The following is a 19,303-nucleotide window of genomic DNA, read 5'->3' as shown; positions in this document are numbered from 1 at the left end:
GGTACCGCCCGGCCCGCCGACGTCAGAGAGCCCCTCGCATGCTGCGCTTCCTCGTCCGCCGGATCCTCGGTGCCGTGGTCATCCTCTTCCTGTTGAGCATCGTGACGTTCCTGCTGTTCTTCGGGATGCCGCGCGACCCGGCCCTGCTGATGTGCGGCAAGACGTGCAATCCGACCAGCCTGGCCAACATCCACCACGTGCTCGGCCTCGACAAGTCCATCCCCGAGCAGTACTGGATCTTCCTGCACAACCTGATCTTGGGCAGCGACAAGTTCGCCCAGGGCCCCTGCCCCGCCCCCTGCTTCGGGTACTCGTACCACACCAACGACCAGGTCTGGGCGACCATGATGGACCGCCTGCCCACCACGCTCTCGCTGACCGCCGGTGCCGCGGTGGTCTTCCTGATCGTGGGTCTCGGCACCGGCATGCTCGCCGCGTGGAAGCGCGGCACCCTGCTCGACAAGACGGTCACCGCCGGCTCGATGGTGCTCAGTTCGATGCAGATCTACTTCCTGGGGCCACTGGCGCTGGCCGCCCTGGTCTACCAGTCCCACATCTTCGACAAGCCCGCCTACAACGACTTCACCGCGAACCCGGTCACCTGGTTCACCGGGCTGATCATCCCGTGGGTGGTGCTGTCCACGATCTTCGCCTCGCAGTACACCCGTATGGCGCGCTCGTCGATGATCGAGCAGCTCCAGGAGGAACACGTACGCACCGCCCGCGCCAAGGGCATGTCCCGGCGGTACGTCTTCTTCCGCTACGCCTGGCGCGGCTCGCTCATCCCGATCGTCACCATCTTCGGCATCGACCTCGGCGCGCTGCTCGGCGGTGCCATCATCACGGAGTACACCTTCGGACTGCCCGGCCTCGGGCGCCTCGCGGTGGAATCCGTGCAGTTCAGCGATCTGCCGCTGCTGCTCGGCGTCATGCTGTTCTCCGCCTCCATGATCCTGCTGTTCAACATCATCGTCGACGCGACCTACGCGTTCATCGACCCGCGCGTCCGGCTGTCCTAGGCCGGCCAGGAGGAGAACCGTCGTGACCACTCTGACCAAGGGCGCCGGCACCCCCGCACCGGCCGACGCGGGTGCCTTCCTCTCGGTGCGGGACCTGCACGTCAGCTTCAGGACCGAGGACGGCGTGGTACGGGCCGTGGACGGGCTGTCGTTCGACGTGGCGCGAGGCAGGACACTCGGCATCGTCGGCGAGTCGGGTTCCGGGAAGTCGGTCACCAACCTGACCATCCTCGGCCTGCACAACCCCCAGTTCACCACGGTCGAGGGCGAGATCCTCCTGGACGGCCAGGAGTTGATCACCGCCCGCGAGTCCGAACTGGAGAAGGTGCGCGGCAACAAGGCCGCCATGATCTTCCAGGACCCGCTCACCGCGCTGTCGCCCTACTACACGGTCGGCCGGCAGATCGCCGAACCGTTCATGAAGCACAAGGGCGCGTCGAAGAAGGCGGCCTGGGACCGGGCCGTGGAGATGCTCGCCAAGGTCGGCATCCCCAACCCGAAGGAGCGGGCGAAGGACTACCCGCACCAGTTCTCCGGCGGTATGCGCCAGCGCGCGATGATCGCCATGGCCCTGATCTGCGACCCCGACCTGCTCATCGCCGACGAACCCACCACCGCCCTGGACGTCACCGTCCAGGCGCAGATCCTCGACCTGCTCAAGGACCTGCAACAGGAGTTCGGATCAGGCATCATCTTCATCACCCACGACCTGGGGGTGATCGCCGACATGGCCGACGACATCATGGTGATGTACGCGGGCAGCGCGGTGGAGCGCGGCACGACGGACGAGGTCCTGCGCGCGCCCCAGCACCCGTACACCTGGGGCCTGCTGAACTCGATGCCACGCCTCGACTCCGACCTGGGCATGCCGCTGAACCCGATCCCCGGCACCCCGCCCTCCCTGCTGAGCCCGCCCTCCGGCTGCCGCTTCCACCCCCGCTGCACCTTCCAGGACCGGGTCGGCGGCGCCCGCTGTGTCACCGAACGCCCCCTGCTGGCCCCCGACCGCGCCTCGGCGTGCCACCTCACGGCGGACCAGAAACGCACCATCTTCCTCGAAGAGATCAAGCCCCGTCTGGGCTAGGAGACGACACGTCATGACCCAGGACACGGTCCTTCCCGCCCCCCGCGAGGCGACCGCCGGAGAACCACTCCTCGAAGTCTCCGGCCTCACCAAGTACTTCCCGGTCAAGGGCGGCTTCCCGATCCGACGCACGGTCGGTCAGGTCCAGGCCGTCGACGGCATCGACCTGACCGTACGGGTGGGGGAGAGCTTCGGCCTGGTCGGCGAGTCCGGCTGCGGAAAGTCCACGACGGGCCGCCTCATCACCCGTCTGCTGGAACCGACGAACGGCACGATCACCTACCGCGGCCAGGAGATCGGCCACGCCTCCCGCAGGCAGCTGGCGCCGATCCGGTCCGAGATCCAGATGATCTTCCAGGACCCGTACTCGTCGCTGAACCCGCGCCAGACGGTCGGCAAGATCATCTCGGGTCCGATGGAGATCAACGGGATAGAACCGGAGGGCGGCCGGGAGAAGCGCGTCCGGGAGCTCCTGGAGATCGTCGGCCTGAACCCCGAGCACTTCAACCGCTTCCCGCACGAGTTCTCCGGCGGCCAGCGCCAGCGCATCGGCGTGGCCCGCGCCCTGGCCCTGGAACCGAAGCTGATCGTCGCCGACGAACCGGTCTCCGCCCTGGACGTCTCCATCCAGGCCCAGGTGGTCAACCTCCTCCAGCAGGTGCAGAAGGAACTGGGCATCGCGTTCCTCTTCATCGCCCACGACCTGGCGATCGTGCGGCACTTCTCGCAGCGCGTCGCGGTCATGTACCTCGGCAAGATCATCGAGGTGGGCGACCGGGAGGCCATCTACAGCCGCCCCCGCCACCCCTACACCCACGCCCTGCTCTCGGCGGTACCCGAGGTCAGCCTCACGGACGACGGCGACTCGGTCGGCCGCGAACGCATCCGCCTGGCCGGCGACGTCCCGTCCCCGATCTCCCCGCCCTCCGGCTGCCGTTTCCGCACCCGCTGCTGGAAGGCCCAGGACAAGTGCGCGACGGAGGAACCCCCGCTGATCCAGCTCTCCGGCAACCACGACGGCCACCTCACGGCCTGCCACTTCCCGGAGGACCCGACGACGGAGGCCCGCGACGAGGACATCGTGCTGGACCCGGCGCTGGCGGCGCTGGAGGAGGAGGGCTGAGCGCCCGCAGCCCGGTGAGGCCGGGCAGTCCCGTGAGCGGCCGGTCCCGTGAGGCCGGGTGGTCCGTACGGTGAGGCGGGGGTGGTCCCGTGAGCCGGGTGGTCCCGTGAGGCCGGGCGGTGGCGGGGTGGTGAGGCGGTGGCGGGGTGGTCAGGCCGTGTCCGCCGCCGTGGCCAGGATCCGGGCCAGCTCGGCGGGTCGGGTGATCACGGGCCAGTGACCGGAGTCGATGTCGGCGAAGCCGAGGTGCTTGGCGCGGGCCGGCTCCGGGACGTCGCCATCCTTCCGAGGGCCTCGACCCGGTCGCGGTGCTGGAGGAGAACCTCGGCCTCGGCTGGGAGCTCGCCACCCGGGTGGTCTTCGACGCACCCCTGGCCGAGGTGGCCCGGTGGATCCGGCCGCCCATGGGCAGGATCGAGCCCCTCGGGGAGGACCGGTGCGTGCTGGTGGGCAGCACCCGCAACCCCGACATGTACGCACAGGAGTGGCTGGCGAGGGTGCCGTTCGCCTTCCGCGTCGAGGGCGGGGAGGAACTGCGCACCGCGGTCGCGGCACTCGGGGCCCGCTTCACCGCGGCGGCCGCCGAGGCCGCGGGACCGCCGTGACCGTCCTGCCCCTTCCGACCGCCGCCTACCGCTGCCGCGCGACGGTGATGATCTCCGGGCTCGTAAAGGTGACCGGCCCGCGTGCCCAGTCGCCGTACTGTTCGACGACCTCCAGACCGGCGGCGTCCAGGAAGCCGGCGAGGGCGTCGGGGGCCAGGAAGCGGAGGGTGGAGCGGTTCACCCGCGGGTGCGCGAAGGCTCCCCCCTCGTACGTCTCCGTGAAGGTCACCCGGTCCCCGCTCGGCAGACCCTGGACCTCGTGCCAGACCCGGACCCGACGGCCGTCCGTGTCGGTGGCGTGGTGCACGCGGTCCGGAGTCCAGCTCTCCCAGGCCCGCGCGGCGGGATTACGGGTCTCGAACACGAACCGGCCGGCGGGGGAGAGGGCGGCACGTACGGCGGCCAGCGCGACCCGCAGCTCCTCGTCGCCGACCAGCTCCTGAAAGGCGTGCCCGGTCATCACGGCCAGCTCGAAGCCGTGCCCCTCCCACCGGCGGGCCCGCAGATCCCCGAGCACCCACTCGACACCGGGTTCGGCCCGACGCGCCTGCACGAGCATCGCCGCGGCCGGCTCAAGCCCCATCAGCCGCCCCGCGTGCCCTTCGGCCCGCGCCCCGCGCAGCAACCGCCCGGTACCGCAGCCGACATCGAGCACGGACCCGGCGGCCATCACCTGATCCAGGTAGAAGTCGTCACCCGGCCCCCACGGGTTGAGGCTGTCGTAGAGCGCGGCGAGTGAGATATCCGCGTACGAATGATCGACCACCGCGGCAGTGTGCCACATGATGTTGAACGAAGGGTCAGGAACGGCTTTCTTCTTGAGCTTCTATCAACTTCCCTGGAGCTGAGGGTGCTTCATCACGTAGAGCTGTGGGTGCCTGACCTGGACCGGGCGACGGAGTCCTGGGGCTGGCTGCTGGGAAACCTGGGCTGGACGCCGTACCAGAACTGGCCGGACGGGCGGAGCTGGCGGCTGGGGGAGACGTATGTGGTGGTCGAGCGATCACCGGCGATGCGGGACGGTGACGCCGGGTACGACCGTATGCGGCCGGGCCTGAACCACCTGGCGTTCCGCGCACCGGACCGGACGACGGTCGACGCGCTGGCGCAGGCGGCTCCGGAACACGGGTGGACACTCCTGTTCCCGGCCCGCCACCCACACGCCGGCGGCCCGGACCACTACGCGGCGTACCTGGAGAACGAGGACGGGTTCGAGGCGGAGCTGGTGGCTCGGGGCTGAGCGGTCTGCAAGGCGTCGAGGAAGACGGCGAAGGTGTGGGGGCGGAAGGCGAGGGGGGCTCTGGTGGGGTCTTTCGAGTCGCGGATGAATATGTGGGTGGGGCAGGGGGCTACCTCGACGCAGTTGTTGCCGTCGCCGCTTCCCGAGTAGGACGACCTGCGCCAGGTGTCAGGGGCCACGGTGTGCCTCACAGCTCTTTCGTCAGGTTGTGGATGAAGTCGCGCGACCGCTCGGGGTCGAGGGACGCGGACTCCACCTTACGGAAGAGCGTTCGAAATGCGCCGAGTTGGGCCTCGGAGTCGATGAACCCCGCGCCCTGCGGAGCATCGCGTACCGCCGTGTCCAGCTTGGGCACGGCACCGCCCGCGTACATCATGGCGTTCGTCGCTCCGGCGAAGCCGTCCAGGTCGAACGGGATGATCCGTAGGGTGATGTGCTCCGCCTCGGAGAAATCCAGGAGACGGCCGAGCTGAGCACGTGCGGCGGCGCGGTCGCACACCCTGATGCGCAGAGCCCCCTCGTGGATCACGGCCTCGTAAGGAACCCGGGTCGGCTTCTCCAAGACCGCCTTGCGTGCCATGCGGTGGCGTACGCGCAGCTCAAGATCGCCCGTCGGGAGTTCGGGCACCCGGTAGGAGAAGATGGCGCGGGCGTAGTCCTCTGTCTGGAACAGGCCGGGGATGTGCAGGAACTCCACGTCGAGCCGGTACGAGGAGTGGTACTCCAGCTCGGCGAGATCCAGGAACGAGGTCGGCAGCAGCCTCCGGTACTCCTCCCACCACCCCCGGGTCCGGTCCGTCGCCACCGCCACCAACGCCTCGATCAACTCCGCGTCCGTGCAGGAGTAATGGGCGGCGAGCCGCCGCACCCGGTCCTCGCTCACGCCTGCCGTACCGAATTCGATCTGGCTGATCTGCGCCGAGTCCGTCCCGAGCAGCGCGGCGGCCTCCAGCCCTTTGAGTCCGGCGGCCTCGCGGAGTTTGCGCAGCTCGGAACCCAGACGCGCCTGGCGTGCAGTGGGTTGTTTCCTGCGCGTCATCTCTTCCTCCTCGCCAGGAACTGCCGTGAAGCGGGACCTCGTTCGAGGGGAAGATTACGGCAGCGACTTGCGTCGTCCCAAATTATGACTCTACCGTCGGTGATGTAACGGTCACGCTGTGGAAGTGCACCGCACCCCTGCCGTGCGGCGATGCCACCGTGCGTGAAACCCCTTCCCCTGCAACGGAGTTGATGACGCATGCCCGAGACCTGGGACTACACGCTCTACGTCCCCAACGACCTCAGAGCGGTCACCATCTGCCGCCGCACCCTGCGCCTGATCCTGACCATGCACGGGTTGATCGGACTCGCGGAAACGGCAGAACTGCTGGCGGCGGAGCTGGTCTCGAACGCCGTACGGCACACGAAGGGGCCGGCGGCGCTCAGGGTCCGGCGCTCCCCGGAGGGCGTTGTGTGGATCGGGGCGTGGGATGCGGATCCCGTGCCTCCGGAGCCGCCGGGGTCGTTGGAGGCGGTGACGGACCTTGATGAGGCGGGGCGGGGGCTGGGTCTGGTGGTGGCGTGTGCCGACTGCTGGGGCTGGCAGCCCTCGTCCCGCTTCGGCGACCGGGGCAAGTACGTGTGGTGCGAGTTGGGGGTGGCGTGATGGTGGGGTCGACGCATGAGGCGTTGCACCGGATCTTCCAGAAGGATCCTGGGTTGCTGACGCATGCGTTGCAGCGGGTGCTGGGGGTGCCGTTCCCGCAGCCGCGGGAGATCGCGGCGATGAACGTGGACCTGACGGAGATCGAGCCGGTCGAGCGTCGGGTGGACACGTTGCTGCGGGCGGAGACGGATACGGGGACGTATCTCCTGGTCGTGGAGTCGCAGGGGCAGCCGGACGAGAGGAAGCGTGGCAGTTGGCCGTACTACCTGTCGTATCTGTATGAGAAGTACCGGTGTGAGCCGGTGCTGATCGTGACCACGCAGAGCAGGGCGACGGCGCGGTGGGCGGCGCAACCGATCCAGCTCGGCTTTCCGGGGTGGGAGTCGTTGATCGTGCGCCCGTTGGTGCTGGGGCCGGAGAATGTACCGGTGATCGCGGATGAGCGGGAGGCGGTGCGGGACGTACCTCTCGCGGTGCTTTCGGCCATGACACACGGGCGGGGCCGGAATGCTGCGGCCATACTGGAATCGCTGGCAGCCGCCCTGAAGACCATCGACCGTGACAGTGCCGCGGTGTTCGTGCAGTTCGTCGATTCGTGCCTGGTCGATCCCCGGGCGAAGCAGATGTGGAGGGACCTGATGACGGCGATGCAGTACTTCTGGCGGCACCCGCTGGCGGAGCAGGTGCGGGAGGAAGGGCGCGAGGAGGGGCGGGAGGAGGGGCGTGTTCAGCAGTGCGCTGAGATGGTCCTGCGGGTCCTGGAGTGGCGCGGCATCCCGGTGAGTGATGCGGTCCGTGAGCGGGTGGATGCCTGCACCGATCTGGACCAGCTCGAAACCTGGGCCCAGCGGGCGGTGCACGTCACGGATGTTGCCGAGCTGTTCGCCGAGTCCTGAACGGCGGAGGTCTGGGCGCGGGTCGGGGAAGCCCGGCCCGTGATCCGTACGTGGCGGGAAGCGTGCGTGACGGCGGCTTGCGTGCGGCGGCGGAGGCGTAGGGTGCCCGTCCATGTCTGCCGCTGAGCACCCCCCTTCCCTGCTGCGCAACGCCGGTTTCGTGCGCCTCGCGCTCGCCCGGATCATCTCCGTTCTCGGCAACGGGTTCGCCCGGATCGCGCTGGCCTTCGCGGTGCTCTCGCTGCCCGGCGCGACCCCGGGCGACCTCTCGCTCGTCGTCGCCTGCCAGGCGGTCCCGCAGCTCGCGCTGGTCCTGGTGGGCGGGGTGATCGCGGACCGGGTGTCCCGCTCCGCGTTGATGGCCGTGTCGGACGTGCTGGGCGCCCTTTCCTACGGCGGACTCGCGGCCATGGTGCTCAGCGGCCACGCCCCCGTCGCCGCGCTCTGCGCACTCGCCGTCACGGCCGGCACCGCGACCGCTCTCTTCGGGCCCGCGATGGACGGGGTCGTCCCGCAGCTGGTGCCGTCCGGGATCCTCCAGCGGGCCAACGGCCTGCTGCGGGTCGGCACCAACACCTCCCTCCTGCTGGGGCTGGCCCTGTCCGGCGTGACCGTCGCATGGGTCGGCGCGGGCTGGGCGCTGCTCGTCAACGGTCTTTCGTTCGTGGTCAGCGCCGCACTCACGTCGTCTCTGCGGCTGCCGCGTCGGCAGCGGAAGTCCGCCTCGGGCTGGGCCGACCTGCGCGAGGGCTGGCGGGAGTTCGCCTCCCGGCAGTGGCTGTGGGTGGTCGTCGTCCAGTTCTCCCTGGTGGTGGCCGCCATGAACGCCAATGCCGGCGTGCTGGGTCCGCTGGCCGCGAGCGCTCACTTCGGCGGGGCCCGCGCATGGTCGCTGGTGGTGGCCGCGCAGGCGCTGGGGGCCGTGGCGGGCGCCGGGATCGCGGCCCGTGCGCGCGTGACCCGGCCGATCCTGGCGGCGGTCCTGTTCACCCTCCCGTCCGCCCTGCCACCGGCCCTCCTCGGGGCCGGCGCACCGCTGTGGGCCGTCGCCGCGGGCGCCTTCGCCGCCGGCGTCAGCCTGGACTTCTTCGGCGTGCTGTGGTCCACCACCGTGCAGCGCGAAGTCCCCGAGGAGGCCCTGTCCCGGGTCAGCTCCTACGACTGGTTCGGCTCGCTCGCCCTCGCGCCACTCGGCCTCGCGCTGGCAGGCCCCGCCGCCGACACCTTCGGCACCGACCGGATGCTCGTCGTCTGCGCCGCCCTGATCATCACGGCCACCCTGGCCGCGCTCCTGTCGCCCGGGGTGCGGTCGCTGCGGACAGCTGACACGGCCGAGCCCGAGCGCCTCGAAGCCGGTACCGCTTCCTGAGGGCGCCGCCGACCGGCAACGAGAAGGGCCCGCACCTGGGGAGGTGCGGGCCCCTGCTCCCCTGGAGCGGACGTTCAGGGCTCGGGTCAATGGGCCAATGAAAGTCCGTTCCGCAGGCGGCGGCTGACGGAAAAGGGGTGTGTCAGGCCGCGGCCTCGGGGTCCTTGGAGAAACGCGGGGCGGGAATCGTGCCCTGCACCTCAGGATAGTGGCACGCGGTGAGGTGGCCGGGCTTGTTGCCGTCGGCCTGGACCAGCGGCGGGGCCTCCGTCGCGCACTTCTCCGTCGCCTTCCAGCAGCGGGTGCGGAAGCGGCAGCCGGACGGCGGGTTGATCGGGGACGGGACGTCACCGACCAGGCGGATCCGCTCGCGCGGCTCCACGTCCACCGTCGCCTCGGGCACGGCGGACAGCAGGGCCCGCGTGTAGGGGTGGCGCGGGTTGTCGTACAGGTCCTCGCGGTCGGCGATCTCCACGATCTTACCGAGGTACATGACCGCGACGCGCTGCGAGAAGTGCCGCACGATCGCCAGGTCGTGGGCGATGAAGACGAAGGCGATGCCCAGTTCCCGCTGGACCTTCTGGAGAAGGTTCACGACCTGCGCCTGGATGGAGACGTCCAGGGCGGAGACCGGCTCGTCGGCGACGATCAGCTTCGGTTCCAGGGCGAGCGCGCGGGCCACGCCGATGCGCTGGCGCTGGCCGCCGGAGAACTCGTGCGGGAAGCGGTTGAAGTGCTCGGGGTTCAGGCCGACGATCTCCAGGAGCTCGCGGACCCGGGCCTCGCGGCCGCCGGGCGGGTTGATGTCGTTGATCTCCATCGGACCCGCGATGATCTTGCCGACCGTCTGCCTCGGGTTGAGGGACGCGTACGGGTCCTGGAAGATCATCTGGATCTCGGACCGGATCGGCGCCAGCTGCCTGCGGTTGGCGTGGGTGATGTCCTGGCCGCGGTAGGAGACCTTGCCGCCCGTCGGCTCCAGCAGCCGGGTGATCAGCCGCCCGGTCGTCGACTTTCCGCAGCCGGACTCGCCGACCAGGCCCAGGCTCTCGCCCTCGGCGACCTGGAAGTCCAGGCCGTCCACGGCCTGCACCGCGCCGATCGTGCGCTTGATCGGGAAGCCGCCCTTGATCGGGAAGTGTTTGGTCAGCCCGGAGACGTCCAGGAGGGGGGTGGTGTTGCTCATGGTCGTGAAATCCCGTCTCGTGTCCGTCACTTGTGGCCGGTGGCGGCGTAGTCGGCGAAGAGTTCGTCGCGCTGGCTCAGCTCCAGGTGGCAGGCCGACCCACGGCCCTCGACCACGTCGAGCACCGGGCGCTCGCTGGAGCACCGCCCGCCCGAAACCTTGTCCGCGAACGCGCAGCGCGGGTGGAAACGGCAGCCGGAGGGCGGGTTGAGCAGCGACGGCGGCGAACCGGGAATCGGCGACAGCGGGACGTCGACCGGTCCTTCGAGGGTCGGCATCGAGTTGAGCAGGCCCAGCGTGTACGGGTGCTGCGGCGTACCCAGCACCTGCTTCTTGGTACCGCGCTCCACGCACCGGCCGCCGTACATCACCAGGACGTCGTCCGCGATGTCGGCGATGACTCCGAGGTCGTGGGTGATGAAGATGATCGCGGTGCCGAACTCCTGCTGGAGGTCCTTGAGGAGGTCCATGATCTGGGCCTGGACCGTCACGTCGAGCGCGGTGGTCGGCTCGTCGGCGATCAGCAGCTCCGGGTCGCAGACCAGGGCCATCGCGATCATCGCGCGCTGGCGCATACCGCCGGAGAACTGGTGCGGGTAGTCGTCGACCCGGACGTCCGGCTGCGGGATCCCGACCCGCTTCAGCATCTCGATCGCCCGCGCCCGGGACTCCTTCTTGGAGGCGCCGGTGTGCTTGCGGTAGGTCTCGGCGATCTGGGTGCCGATGGTGTGGTACGGCGACAACGACGCCAGCGCGTCCTGGAAGATCATCGACATCTTGTTGCCGCGCAGCTTCTCCAGCTCTCGCTCGGAGGCCGTGAGCAGCTCCTTGCTGTCGAGCAGGATCTCACCGTCGATCTGCGTGCGGGCGGGGTCGTGCAGACCCAGGATCGTCAGGTTGGTGACGGACTTGCCGGAGCCCGACTCGCCCACGATGCCGAGCGTCTGGCCCTTGACGAGGTCGAAACTGAGCCCGTCGACGGCCTTGACGATGCCGTCCTCGGTGGAGAAGTGCACTTTGAGGTCTTTGACGGAGAGGAACGGCTGCTGATCGGTGCTCGTCACGGTGACGCTCCTGGGGGGTGATGCGAGAGGTCGGGGGTGGGGCGGAGGTCAGGCGAGCCGGATCCGCGGGTCGATGAGGGCGTAGACGGCGTCGACGATGATGTTGAAGAACACGATCGCACCGGCGGACAACAGGGTGACGCCCAGGACCATGGGCAGGTCGCTCTTGTCCACCGAGTCCACCGCGAGCCGGCCGATGCCCTGGAGGCTGAAGGTGTACTCGGTGATGATCGCGCCGCCGATGAGCGTGCCCAGGTCGATGCCGAAGACGGTGACGATGGGGCCCATCGCGCCGCGCCAGGCGAACCGGAAGAACACGTTGCGCGAGGACAGGCCCTTCGCACGGGCCGTCCGCACGTAGTCCTCGCTCAACTGCTCCACGAGTTGCGAGCGGGCCATGCGGGTGTAGTTCGCGGTGAAGATGATCGCGAGGACCAGCCAGGGCAGCAGCAGCCCGGAAGCCCAGGCGGCGGGATCCTGGGTGAGCGGGGTGTAGGACGGGTTGTCGAGGATGCCGAGCTTGGCGACGAACAGGTACATCGCCAGGTAGCCGACGAAGTAGATCTGGAGCGAGGAACCCAGCAGAGATGCCGAGCTGGCCACCTTGTCCTGCCACTTGCCCTGCTTGACGGCGGCCAGCATGCCCGCGCCGACACCGAAGACGAGGAAGACGACGGCCGCGCCGAAGGCGAGCGAGAGGGTCAGCGGCAGCCGGTCCATGATCGTGCCGAGGACAGGCTCGCGGTTGGCGAACGAGTAACCGAGGCAGGGGGCGTCGCAGTGCCCGAAGCCGGCGTAGTCGCGGCCGACGAAGACACCCTTGAGCCACTCCCAGTACTGCACCGGAACCGGGTGGTCGATGCCCAGGTTCTTCCGGATCTGAGCCAGCATGTCGGGCGTGCAGTTCTTGCCGCAGGACATGGTGGCGGGGTCACGCGGGATGGCGTAGAAGAGCCAGAAGGTGACGGCGCTGATGATCAACAGGATGACCAGCGCGCCGAGAACTCGGCGGACAAGGAAGCGGAACATGGGGCCGTGACTTTCCGGACGGGGCGCCGTCGCCGGGGGCAAGAGGGGGGTGGGCCGTAGGGGGACGGCCGGGTCGTGGCCGTCCCCCGGGGGGCAGACGCTTACTTCTTGGCGTACAGCTTGGTGAGCGCGATGCAGGTGTTGCCGGCGTCGTACACGACGTTGCCGATCTTGGATCCGTACATCCAGTTGCGGATGGAGTGGTAGTCCGGGACCACCGCGGAGAGCTCCATGATCTGCTTGTCGACGGCACCCCAGGCCTTGTTGGCCGCGGCGGTGTCGGCGATCTTGGCAGCGGCGTTGATCGCCTTGTTGACGCTCGGGTCGTTCAGCTGGGCGTAGTTGCTCCGGCCGTCGCCGATGTTCTCGCCGCTCCAGCAGGGGTAGAAGACCGAGTAGCCGTTCGGCCAGTCCGGGCTCCAGCCGGCCGCGAACAGGTCGTAGCCGTTGTCGATCTTGCCGATCTGGGTGTAGAAGGTCGTCTTGTCGATCTGCTTGTTGACGACCGTGAAGCCGGCCGCCTCCAGAGCGTTCTTGATCGCGACGGCCTGCTTCACGGCGTTGTCGGACTGCTGGTACGCGATGACCAGCTTGTAGCCCTCCTGGCCGGCTTCCTTCAGCAGGGCCTTGGCCTTGGCCGCGTCGCCGCCCGGCTTCTTGTCCACGCCGTACAGGTCGAACTTGGTGTAGCCGGGGGTCACCGGGCTGAGGATCGTGGTCGCCAGCTCGCTGGTGGAGCGGCCACCGCGGATGGTCTGCAGCTGCTGGTGCGGCCACGCCCAGTTGATCGCCTGGCGGACCTTGACGTCCTTGACCCGGGTCATGTTGATCGGCCAGTAGTAGGTGACCGTGTCGACCTGGGTGAGGACGCGCTTCTTCAGCGTGGCGTTGGTGAGGACCTGGGCGATGCGCTCGGCGGCGACCTCGTTGAAGATCGACATCGCGTACTGGTCGTTGCCCTTGTCGGCGATGTAGCGGTCGGTGGAGGCGACCGGCTGGAAGCCGAACTGGAAGACGAACTTGTCCGGGTAGGCGTTGCGGATCGGGTCCGTGGCCGCGTCCCAGTGCTCGTTGCGCGAGAAGGTCAGCGACTTGCCGACGCTACGGCTCTCGATCTTGTAGGGACCGAGGGCGTACGGACGCTTGTCGTACGCCTCCTTGGTGTCGTGCTTCTTCGGCACCAGGCCGTAACCCGGCATGGCCAGGGTGTAGTTGAAGTCGGTGCGGGCCTCGGTCAGGGTGAAGGTGATCGTCTTGCCCGAGACCTCGATGGAGGCGAGGCTCTTGCCGCTGTAGGGGCCCTTGTACTTGTCGCCGCCGACCAGCCACTGCTGGACGTAGCGGGGACCCTCGGTGACGAAGTCGGCGAAGAGACGCTCGAAGGAGTGGCGGACGTCGTCCATGGACAGCTCGGCGCCGTCCTCCCACTTGATGCCGTCCTTGATCGTGAACGACCAGGTCTTGCCGCCGTCCTTCATGGTGCCGGCGTCGGTCGCGACGTCGCCGACCAGGGTGGCGCCGCCCTTGTCGTCGACCTTGTAGCCGGTCAGACCGCGCAGGATCGGACGCGTGATGGCACCCTCGGTCGACACGTAGATCTGCGCCGGGTCCAGGTGGTCCATGTCGAACTGGTCGAGCGAGTAGATCGTCCCGCCCTTGACCGCGCCGGCGACCTCGGCGGCCGGACCGGTCGAGTCGGCCTTGGTGCCGACCGGGATGTTCATGGTCTTCGCGTCGGAGACCGACGGGATCTTGGACGCGCTCTTGCTGTCGTCACCGCTGCTGCAGGCGCTCAACACGGTGGTGGAAGCCGCGGCCACACCGGTCGCGATGAGGAAGTTTCTGCGAGAAAAAGACATGTCGAGCCTGCCTGTAGGGGTCAATTCGGAACGGTCGGGACCAGCCGGACGTCGTTGAACCGGGCCGGATGGAACTGAGTGCTACCGCTTGGACTTCGGGTCGAGTGCGTCGCGCACGGAGTCACCGAGCAGGTTGAACGCGAGGACGAAGATCACCATCGAGAGGCCCGGGAAGAGCATGAAGGTGAAGTCCTCGCTGTAGAACTGGGCGCCTCGCTGGATCATCACGCCCCAGTCCGGGGTCGGGTCGATGATGCCGACGCCGAGGAACGCCAGGCCGGCCTCGGCGGTCACGTAGGCCGGCAGCATGAGCGTGGACTGGATGATGATCGGCGTCCACAGGTTGGGCAGAAGTTCCTTGAACACGATGCGCATCGGAGACGCGCCCGTGACCTTGGCGGCTTCGACGAACTCGCGCTCCCGCAGACCGAGCACCTGACCGCGCAGCAGGCGGGCGATGGAAGCCCAGCCGAAGGCGGAGAGCACCAGGATCAGTGAGGTGGCCCGGAGCCAGGTCGGGATGTCGTCGTCGGGGGCCACGAAGATGCCGTAGACAACCGGCATGAAGGCGATGAAGAAGAGCGTCGACGGGAACGACAGCAGGATGTCGATGACACGGCCGACGAAGTAGTCCGTCCTGCCGCCCAGGTAACCCGCCGTGATGCCGACGATGACACCCACGACACAGGTCAGGATCGTCGCGGCGACCGCGATGCCGAGCGAGGTCCGGATGCCGTAGATCAGGAACGTGAAGACGTCCCGCCCCAGCTGCGGCTCGATGCCGAACCAGAACTCCGAGCTCATGCCGCCGTTGGGCCCTGCCGGATAGGAGAAGGCGTCGAGCAGCTCGGGGCGGTCGCTCGCGTACGTCGTGTACGGGTTCTTCCCGTACAGCTTCGCTATGAGCGGGGCCGCGATCGCGATCACGAAGAAGAAGATCACGACGTAAGCGGATATAACGCCCGTACGGTCGCGCTTGAAGCGCTTCCAGGCCAGGCGGCCCGGCGACCTGCTCTCGCTGCCCTTCGAGCCGTCCGAAGTGGTCGACTTCTTCGTGGTCTCGTCGGTCACCTCAAGCGGGGCAGCCGCGGATGGAGTTGGGGGGGTCATGGTGCTCCTGGCCCAAGGGAGGGTCTGATGACTCCGCAGGGCACTCTCCCCTACGGGCTACGCCGGACTTTTTCAACGCAATTCATTCAAGGTCAATAAATTCTCGGGCGGCTTGGGTTTCTATTTACCTTCTTTGCCTGGCCTTGACCGTTCCGTAGCTACGCGGGTAGCGCCTCGTAATCGCACCGTGCTTTAGTTCGGGCAAAAAGCGCGAAACGGGCAATGAGTTCGTTATGCGGACGCCAGGGTGCCGAAATGCGTACATGGGCAGGTCGCAATCCAACGTTTCGGCATCGTTGTGCGGAGATCCATTGCGCCGCCGTCGCAAGATCCTCAAGAGGGTCCGGGAGGGTCGCCTGCAATCGGGTGACGTGTCCCTCTAAAGGTCGTCATGGGGCTCTCGGGGGCCGCCGTTCGGGGCAGTGGGTGAGCGGTATCGACCTGTTTGGTCGATATTGACCGATAGTGGGGCATCTGTGGATCCGCCGGTGCACCGATCAACGATCACTGTTCACCGTTCACGGAGGAGGCACGCCATGCGTTCAGCCACGCACGCCCGAGGGGCGGCCTGCGCGGTGGTGGTGGCGCTCGCCGCCACGGCCTGCGGGGGCGGTGGCGGCAGCGGGGGCGGCGGAGGCGGGAGCGGCGTGCTCAGCTCCTCCTGGGGCGACCCGCAGAACCCCTTGGAGCCGGCCAACACCAACGAGGTCCAGGGCGGCAAGGTCCTGGACATGATCTTCCGGGGTCTGAAGAAGTACGACCCGAAGACCGGCAAGGCCGAGGACATGCTCGCCCAGAAGATCGACACGAGCGACTCGCAGAACTTCACGGTCACGCTGAAGGACGGCTGGACGTTCAGCAACGGCGAGAAGGTCACCGCCAAGTCGTTCGTCGACGCGTGGAACTACGGGGCGAGCCTCAAGAACAACCAGAAGAACGCCTACTTCTTCGGCTACATCCAGGGCTACGACAAGGTCCACCCGGACACCGGCTCCCAGACCGCCGACACCTTGAGCGGACTCAAGGTCGTCGACGGCAAGACCTTCACCGTCGCGCTCAACCAGAAGTTCTCCAGCTTCCCCGACACCCTCGGCTACGCGGCCTTCGCCCCGCTGCCGCAGTCCTTCTTCACCGACCACGCCGGCTGGCTGGCGCAGCCGGTCGGCAACGGGCCGTACCGCATCGAGTCCTACACCAAGGGCTCGCAGATGTCCCTGAAGAAGTGGGACGGCTATCCCGGCGCCGACAAGGCACAGAACGACGGAGTGACCCTCAAGGTCTACACGGACAGCGACACCGCCTACACCGACCTCATCGCCGGCAACCTCGACCTCGTCGACGACGTTCCCGCGTCGCAGCTGAAGAACGTCAAGAACGATCTCGGCAGCCGTTACATCAACACTCCGGCCGGCATCATCCAGACGCTCGCCTTCCCCTACTACGACAGCGCCTGGAGCAGGAGCGGCGCGGAGAAGGTCCGCACCGGCCTCTCCATGGCGATCAACCGGAAGCAGATCACCGACACCATCTTCCAGAACACCCGCACCCCGGCCACCGACTGGACCTCGCCGGTGCTCGGCACGGAGGGCGGCTTCAAGGAAGGGCTGTGCGGGAGCGCCTGCGACTACGACCCGGAGCAGGCCAAGAAGCTCATCCAGGAGGGCGGGGGGCTGCCCGGCGGCCAGCTCAAGATCACGTACAACGCCGACACCGGCTCGCACAGGATGTGGGTGGACGCCGTGTGCAACTCCATCAACAACGCACTCGGCAACGACAAGGCGTGCGTCGGGAATCCGGTGGGCACCTTCGCCGACTTCCGCAACCAGATCGGGCAGCACAAGATGACCGGGCCGTTCCGCGCGGGCTGGCAGATGGACTACCCGCTCATCCAGAACTTCCTCCAGCCGCTCTACTACACCAACGCCTCCTCCAACGACGGCAAGTGGTCCAACAAGGACTTCGACAAGCTCGTCGACCAGGCCAACGCCGAGACCGACACCGCCAAGGCCGTGTCCACGTTCCAGCAGGCCGAGGGGGTCGTCCGCGACAACATGGCGGCCATTCCGCTCTGGTACCAGAACGGCAGCGCCGGCTACTCCGAGCGGCTGTCGAACGTCGCCCTCAACCCGTTCAGCGTCCCCGTCTACAACGAGATCAAGGTCAGCTGAACCGGCATGGGACGCTACGTCGTCCGGCGGCTGCTCCAGATGATCCCGGTGTTCGTCGGGGCCACGCTGCTGATCTTCCTCATGGTCAACGTGATGGGCGATCCGATCGCCGGGCTGTGCGGTGAGCGCGCCTGCGACCCGGCGACGGCCGCCCAGTTGAAGAAGGAGTTCGGGCTCGACAAGCCGGTGTGGCAGCAATACCTCACCTATATGGGGAACGTCTTCACCGGCGACTTCGGTACGGCGTTCAACGGGCAGCCGGTCACCGAGCTGATGTCCACCGCGTTCCCCGTCACCATCCGGCTGACGATCGTGGCGATCGTCCTCGAGATCGTCATCGGCATCACGCTGGGTGTGGTGACCGGGCTGCGGCGCGGACGCCCCGTCGACACCGGAGTGCTGCTGGCCACCCTGGTCGTCATCTCCGTACCGACCTTCGTCACCGGTCTGCTGCTCCAGCTGCTGCTGGGCGTGGAGTGGGGATGGATCAAACCCTCCGTCTCCCCGGAGGCCACCTTCGGCGAGCTGATCGTGCCGGGACTGGTGCTCGCCTCCGTGTCGCTCGCCTATGTCACCCGGCTGACCCGGACCTCCATCGCCGAGAACAAGCGGAGCGACTACGTCCGTACGGCCGTCGCCAAAGGCCTGCCCCGTCGCCGGGTCGTCACCAGGCACCTGCTGCGCAACTCGCTCATCCCCGTCGTCACCTTCATCGGCACCGACATCGGCGCGCTGATGGGCGGCGCGATCGTCACCGAGCGGATCTTCAACATCCACGGCGTCGGCTACCAGCTCTACCAGGGCATCCTGCGGCAGAACACCCAGACGGTGGTGGGGTTCGTGACCGTGCTGGTCCTGGTGTTCCTGGTGGCCAACCTCCTGGTGGACCTGCTCTACGCCGTACTCGACCCGAGGATCCGCTATGCCTGAGCAGCCGTTCGAACAGGACCGGGCCATCGCGGGGACCGGGGCGGGCGGGGCGATGGACCTGGCGGCGAGCGAGGCGCAGACGCTGGAACGGACGCCGGGGGGACCGCTCGGCACCGGCCCGGCCGGCAGGCCGCGCTCCCTCTGGTCCGACGCCTGGCGGGACCTGCGGCGCAACCCGGTCTTCCTCGTCTCCGCCCTCGTCATCCTCTTCCTCGTCGTCATCTCCCTGTGGCCGTCCCTGATCGCCTCCGGCTCCCCCCTCAAGTGCGACCTCGCCAAGGCCCAGGAGGGCTCCCAGCCGGGCGCCCCCTTCGGCTACGACGGGCAGGGCTGCAACGTCTACACGCGGACCGTCTACGGCGCCCGTACGTCCGTCACGGTGGGCGTCTGCGCCACGCTCGGGGTCGCGCTGCTCGGGTCGGTGCTCGGCGGGCTCGCCGGGTTCTACGGCGGCGTCTGGGACTCGGTGCTGTCCCGGATCACCGACGTCTTCTTCGCGATCCCGGTCGTCCTCGGCGGTCTCGTCCTCCTCTCGGTGGTGACGAGCAATACGGTCTGGCCGGTCATCGGGTTCATGGTGCTGCTCGGCTGGCCCCAGATCTCCCGGATCGCCCGCGGTTCGGTGATCACCGCCAAACAGAACGACTACGTCCAGGCCGCCCGCGCCCTCGGCGCCTCCGACTCCCGGATCCTGCTGCGGCACATCGCACCCAACGCGGTGGCCCCCGTGATCGTCGTCGCGACCATCGCCCTCGGCACCTACATCGCCCTGGAGGCGACCCTGTCGTACCTCGGCGTCGGCCTGAAGCCGCCCAGCGTCTCCTGGGGCATCGACATCTCCGCCGCCTCGCCCTACATCCGCAACGCCCCGCACGCGCTGCTGTGGCCGTCCGGGGCCCTCGCGCTCACCGTCCTGGCCTTCATCATGCTCGGCGACGCGGTGCGCGACGCCCTCGACCCGAAGCTGAGGTGAGCG

18 protein-coding genes and 2 pseudogenes are annotated in these 19,303 nt (G+C 68.2%); 11 read left to right on the top strand and 9 right to left on the bottom strand.

What is annotated here, in order from left to right:
* The first annotated feature begins 38 nt into the window (after window positions 1–38).
* The 3 genes from ACGF5O_RS12595 to ACGF5O_RS12585 are packed head-to-tail and all read left to right on the top strand — an operon-like array spanning window position 39 to window position 3,226.
* On the top strand, window positions 39–1,019 hold the full coding sequence (locus tag ACGF5O_RS12595; RefSeq protein ID WP_393809865.1) for an ABC transporter permease: 981 nt from the start codon (window positions 39–41) through the stop codon (window positions 1,017–1,019).
* A 22-nt stretch (window positions 1,020–1,041) separates the two neighbouring features.
* Complete coding sequence (locus tag ACGF5O_RS12590) at window positions 1,042–2,103, top strand: ABC transporter ATP-binding protein (protein ID WP_393809864.1); 1,062 nt, start codon at window positions 1,042–1,044, stop codon at window positions 2,101–2,103.
* 13 nt (window positions 2,104–2,116) lie between these two features.
* Window positions 2,117–3,226 carry an ABC transporter ATP-binding protein gene (locus ACGF5O_RS12585; RefSeq protein ID WP_393809863.1) on the top strand — a complete coding sequence of 370 codons (1,110 nt, stop codon included), beginning with the start codon at window positions 2,117–2,119 and terminating at the stop codon, window positions 3,224–3,226.
* A 150-nt stretch (window positions 3,227–3,376) separates the two neighbouring features.
* Here ACGF5O_RS12585 and ACGF5O_RS12580 read toward each other — a convergent pair.
* Window positions 3,377–3,505, bottom strand: a pseudogene (locus tag ACGF5O_RS12580) (alpha/beta hydrolase); the annotation flags it as partial.
* A 2-nt stretch (window positions 3,506–3,507) separates the two neighbouring features.
* Here ACGF5O_RS12580 and ACGF5O_RS12575 point away from each other — a divergent pair.
* Window positions 3,508–3,831 (top strand): annotated as a pseudogene (locus ACGF5O_RS12575) (ArsR family transcriptional regulator); the annotation flags it as partial.
* Between the two features lie 25 nt (window positions 3,832–3,856).
* On the opposite strand, the gene ACGF5O_RS12570 reads toward ACGF5O_RS12575, so the two are convergent.
* On the bottom strand, window positions 3,857–4,597 hold the full coding sequence (locus ACGF5O_RS12570; protein ID WP_393809862.1) for a class I SAM-dependent methyltransferase: 741 nt from the start codon (window positions 4,595–4,597) through the stop codon (window positions 3,857–3,859).
* An 84-nt stretch (window positions 4,598–4,681) separates the two neighbouring features.
* Between ACGF5O_RS12570 and ACGF5O_RS12565 the strand changes: the two genes are divergently transcribed.
* Window positions 4,682–5,071, top strand: coding sequence for a VOC family protein (locus ACGF5O_RS12565; protein ID WP_393809861.1), 390 nt, complete (start codon window positions 4,682–4,684; stop codon window positions 5,069–5,071).
* On the opposite strand, the gene ACGF5O_RS12560 is transcribed toward ACGF5O_RS12565, so the two are convergent.
* Window positions 5,011–5,250, bottom strand: a complete 240-nt coding sequence (locus ACGF5O_RS12560; RefSeq protein ID WP_393810127.1) for a DUF397 domain-containing protein — start codon at window positions 5,248–5,250, stop codon at window positions 5,011–5,013. The two genes, ACGF5O_RS12565 and ACGF5O_RS12560, sit on opposite strands and share 61 nt — an antisense overlap.
* 8 nt (window positions 5,251–5,258) lie before the next feature.
* Complete coding sequence (locus ACGF5O_RS12555; RefSeq protein ID WP_393809860.1) at window positions 5,259–6,110, bottom strand: helix-turn-helix domain-containing protein; 852 nt, start codon at window positions 6,108–6,110, stop codon at window positions 5,259–5,261.
* 198 nt (window positions 6,111–6,308) lie between these two features.
* Here ACGF5O_RS12555 and ACGF5O_RS12550 point away from each other — a divergent pair, with 198 nt between their 5' ends.
* The 3 genes from ACGF5O_RS12550 to ACGF5O_RS12540 all read left to right on the top strand — a co-directional run bounded on the left by ACGF5O_RS12550 (window position 6,309) and on the right by ACGF5O_RS12540 (window position 8,981).
* The gene (locus ACGF5O_RS12550) at window positions 6,309–6,716 is read left to right on the top strand and encodes an ATP-binding protein (protein ID WP_393809859.1); all 408 of its coding nucleotides are present in this window, start codon (window positions 6,309–6,311) and stop codon (window positions 6,714–6,716) included.
* A complete protein-coding gene (locus ACGF5O_RS12545) occupies window positions 6,716–7,612 on the top strand; it encodes a hypothetical protein (protein ID WP_393809858.1) in 897 nt (298 codons plus the stop codon). The genes ACGF5O_RS12550 and ACGF5O_RS12545 overlap by 1 nt, the downstream gene beginning before the upstream one ends.
* Window positions 7,613–7,724: 112 nt before the next feature.
* Window positions 7,725–8,981: an MFS transporter gene (locus ACGF5O_RS12540; protein WP_393809857.1), complete on the top strand. Its 1,257-nt coding sequence runs from the start codon at window positions 7,725–7,727 to the stop codon at window positions 8,979–8,981.
* Between the two features lie 142 nt (window positions 8,982–9,123).
* Here ACGF5O_RS12540 and ACGF5O_RS12535 read toward each other — a convergent pair whose 3' ends face one another.
* The 5 genes from ACGF5O_RS12535 to ACGF5O_RS12515 all read right to left on the bottom strand — a co-directional run bounded on the left by ACGF5O_RS12535 (window position 9,124) and on the right by ACGF5O_RS12515 (window position 15,190).
* A complete protein-coding gene (locus ACGF5O_RS12535; RefSeq protein ID WP_393809856.1) occupies window positions 9,124–10,167 on the bottom strand; it encodes an ABC transporter ATP-binding protein in 1,044 nt (347 codons plus the stop codon).
* Window positions 10,168–10,193: 26 nt separating this feature from the next.
* A complete protein-coding gene (locus ACGF5O_RS12530; RefSeq protein ID WP_393809855.1) occupies window positions 10,194–11,231 on the bottom strand; it encodes an ABC transporter ATP-binding protein in 1,038 nt (345 codons plus the stop codon).
* 48 nt (window positions 11,232–11,279) lie between these two features.
* Window positions 11,280–12,260, bottom strand: a complete 981-nt coding sequence (locus ACGF5O_RS12525) for an ABC transporter permease (RefSeq protein ID WP_393809854.1) — start codon at window positions 12,258–12,260, stop codon at window positions 11,280–11,282.
* A gap of 101 nt (window positions 12,261–12,361) precedes the next feature.
* Window positions 12,362–14,119 (bottom strand): ABC transporter substrate-binding protein, encoded by a 1,758-nt coding sequence (locus ACGF5O_RS12520; protein WP_393809853.1) that lies wholly within the window; start codon window positions 14,117–14,119, stop codon window positions 12,362–12,364.
* 81 nt (window positions 14,120–14,200) lie between these two features.
* On the bottom strand, window positions 14,201–15,190 hold the full coding sequence (locus ACGF5O_RS12515; RefSeq protein WP_393809852.1) for an ABC transporter permease: 990 nt from the start codon (window positions 15,188–15,190) through the stop codon (window positions 14,201–14,203).
* 575 nt (window positions 15,191–15,765) lie between these two features.
* Here ACGF5O_RS12515 and ACGF5O_RS12510 point away from each other — a divergent pair.
* Genes ACGF5O_RS12510 through ACGF5O_RS12500 form a run of 3 tightly spaced genes read left to right on the top strand, consistent with a single transcriptional unit; the run spans window position 15,766 to window position 19,300 of the window.
* Entirely contained in the window at window positions 15,766–17,397 is a 1,632-nt protein-coding gene (locus ACGF5O_RS12510; protein ID WP_393809851.1) for an ABC transporter substrate-binding protein, read from the top strand.
* Between the two features lie 6 nt (window positions 17,398–17,403).
* Window positions 17,404–18,327, top strand: coding sequence for an ABC transporter permease (locus tag ACGF5O_RS12505; protein ID WP_362595550.1), 924 nt, complete (start codon window positions 17,404–17,406; stop codon window positions 18,325–18,327).
* Window positions 18,320–19,300: an ABC transporter permease gene (locus tag ACGF5O_RS12500; protein ID WP_393809850.1), complete on the top strand. Its 981-nt coding sequence runs from the start codon at window positions 18,320–18,322 to the stop codon at window positions 19,298–19,300. The genes ACGF5O_RS12505 and ACGF5O_RS12500 overlap by 8 nt, the downstream gene beginning before the upstream one ends.
* Window positions 19,301–19,303: the final 3 nt, after the last annotated feature.

The organism is Streptomyces sp. NPDC048291, from assembly GCF_043201715.1.
Taxonomy (GTDB): Bacteria; Actinomycetota; Actinomycetes; order Streptomycetales; family Streptomycetaceae; genus Streptomyces.
The sequence above is the reverse complement of the archived record's forward strand: the minus strand, read 5'-3'. Positions and strand labels throughout refer to the sequence as shown.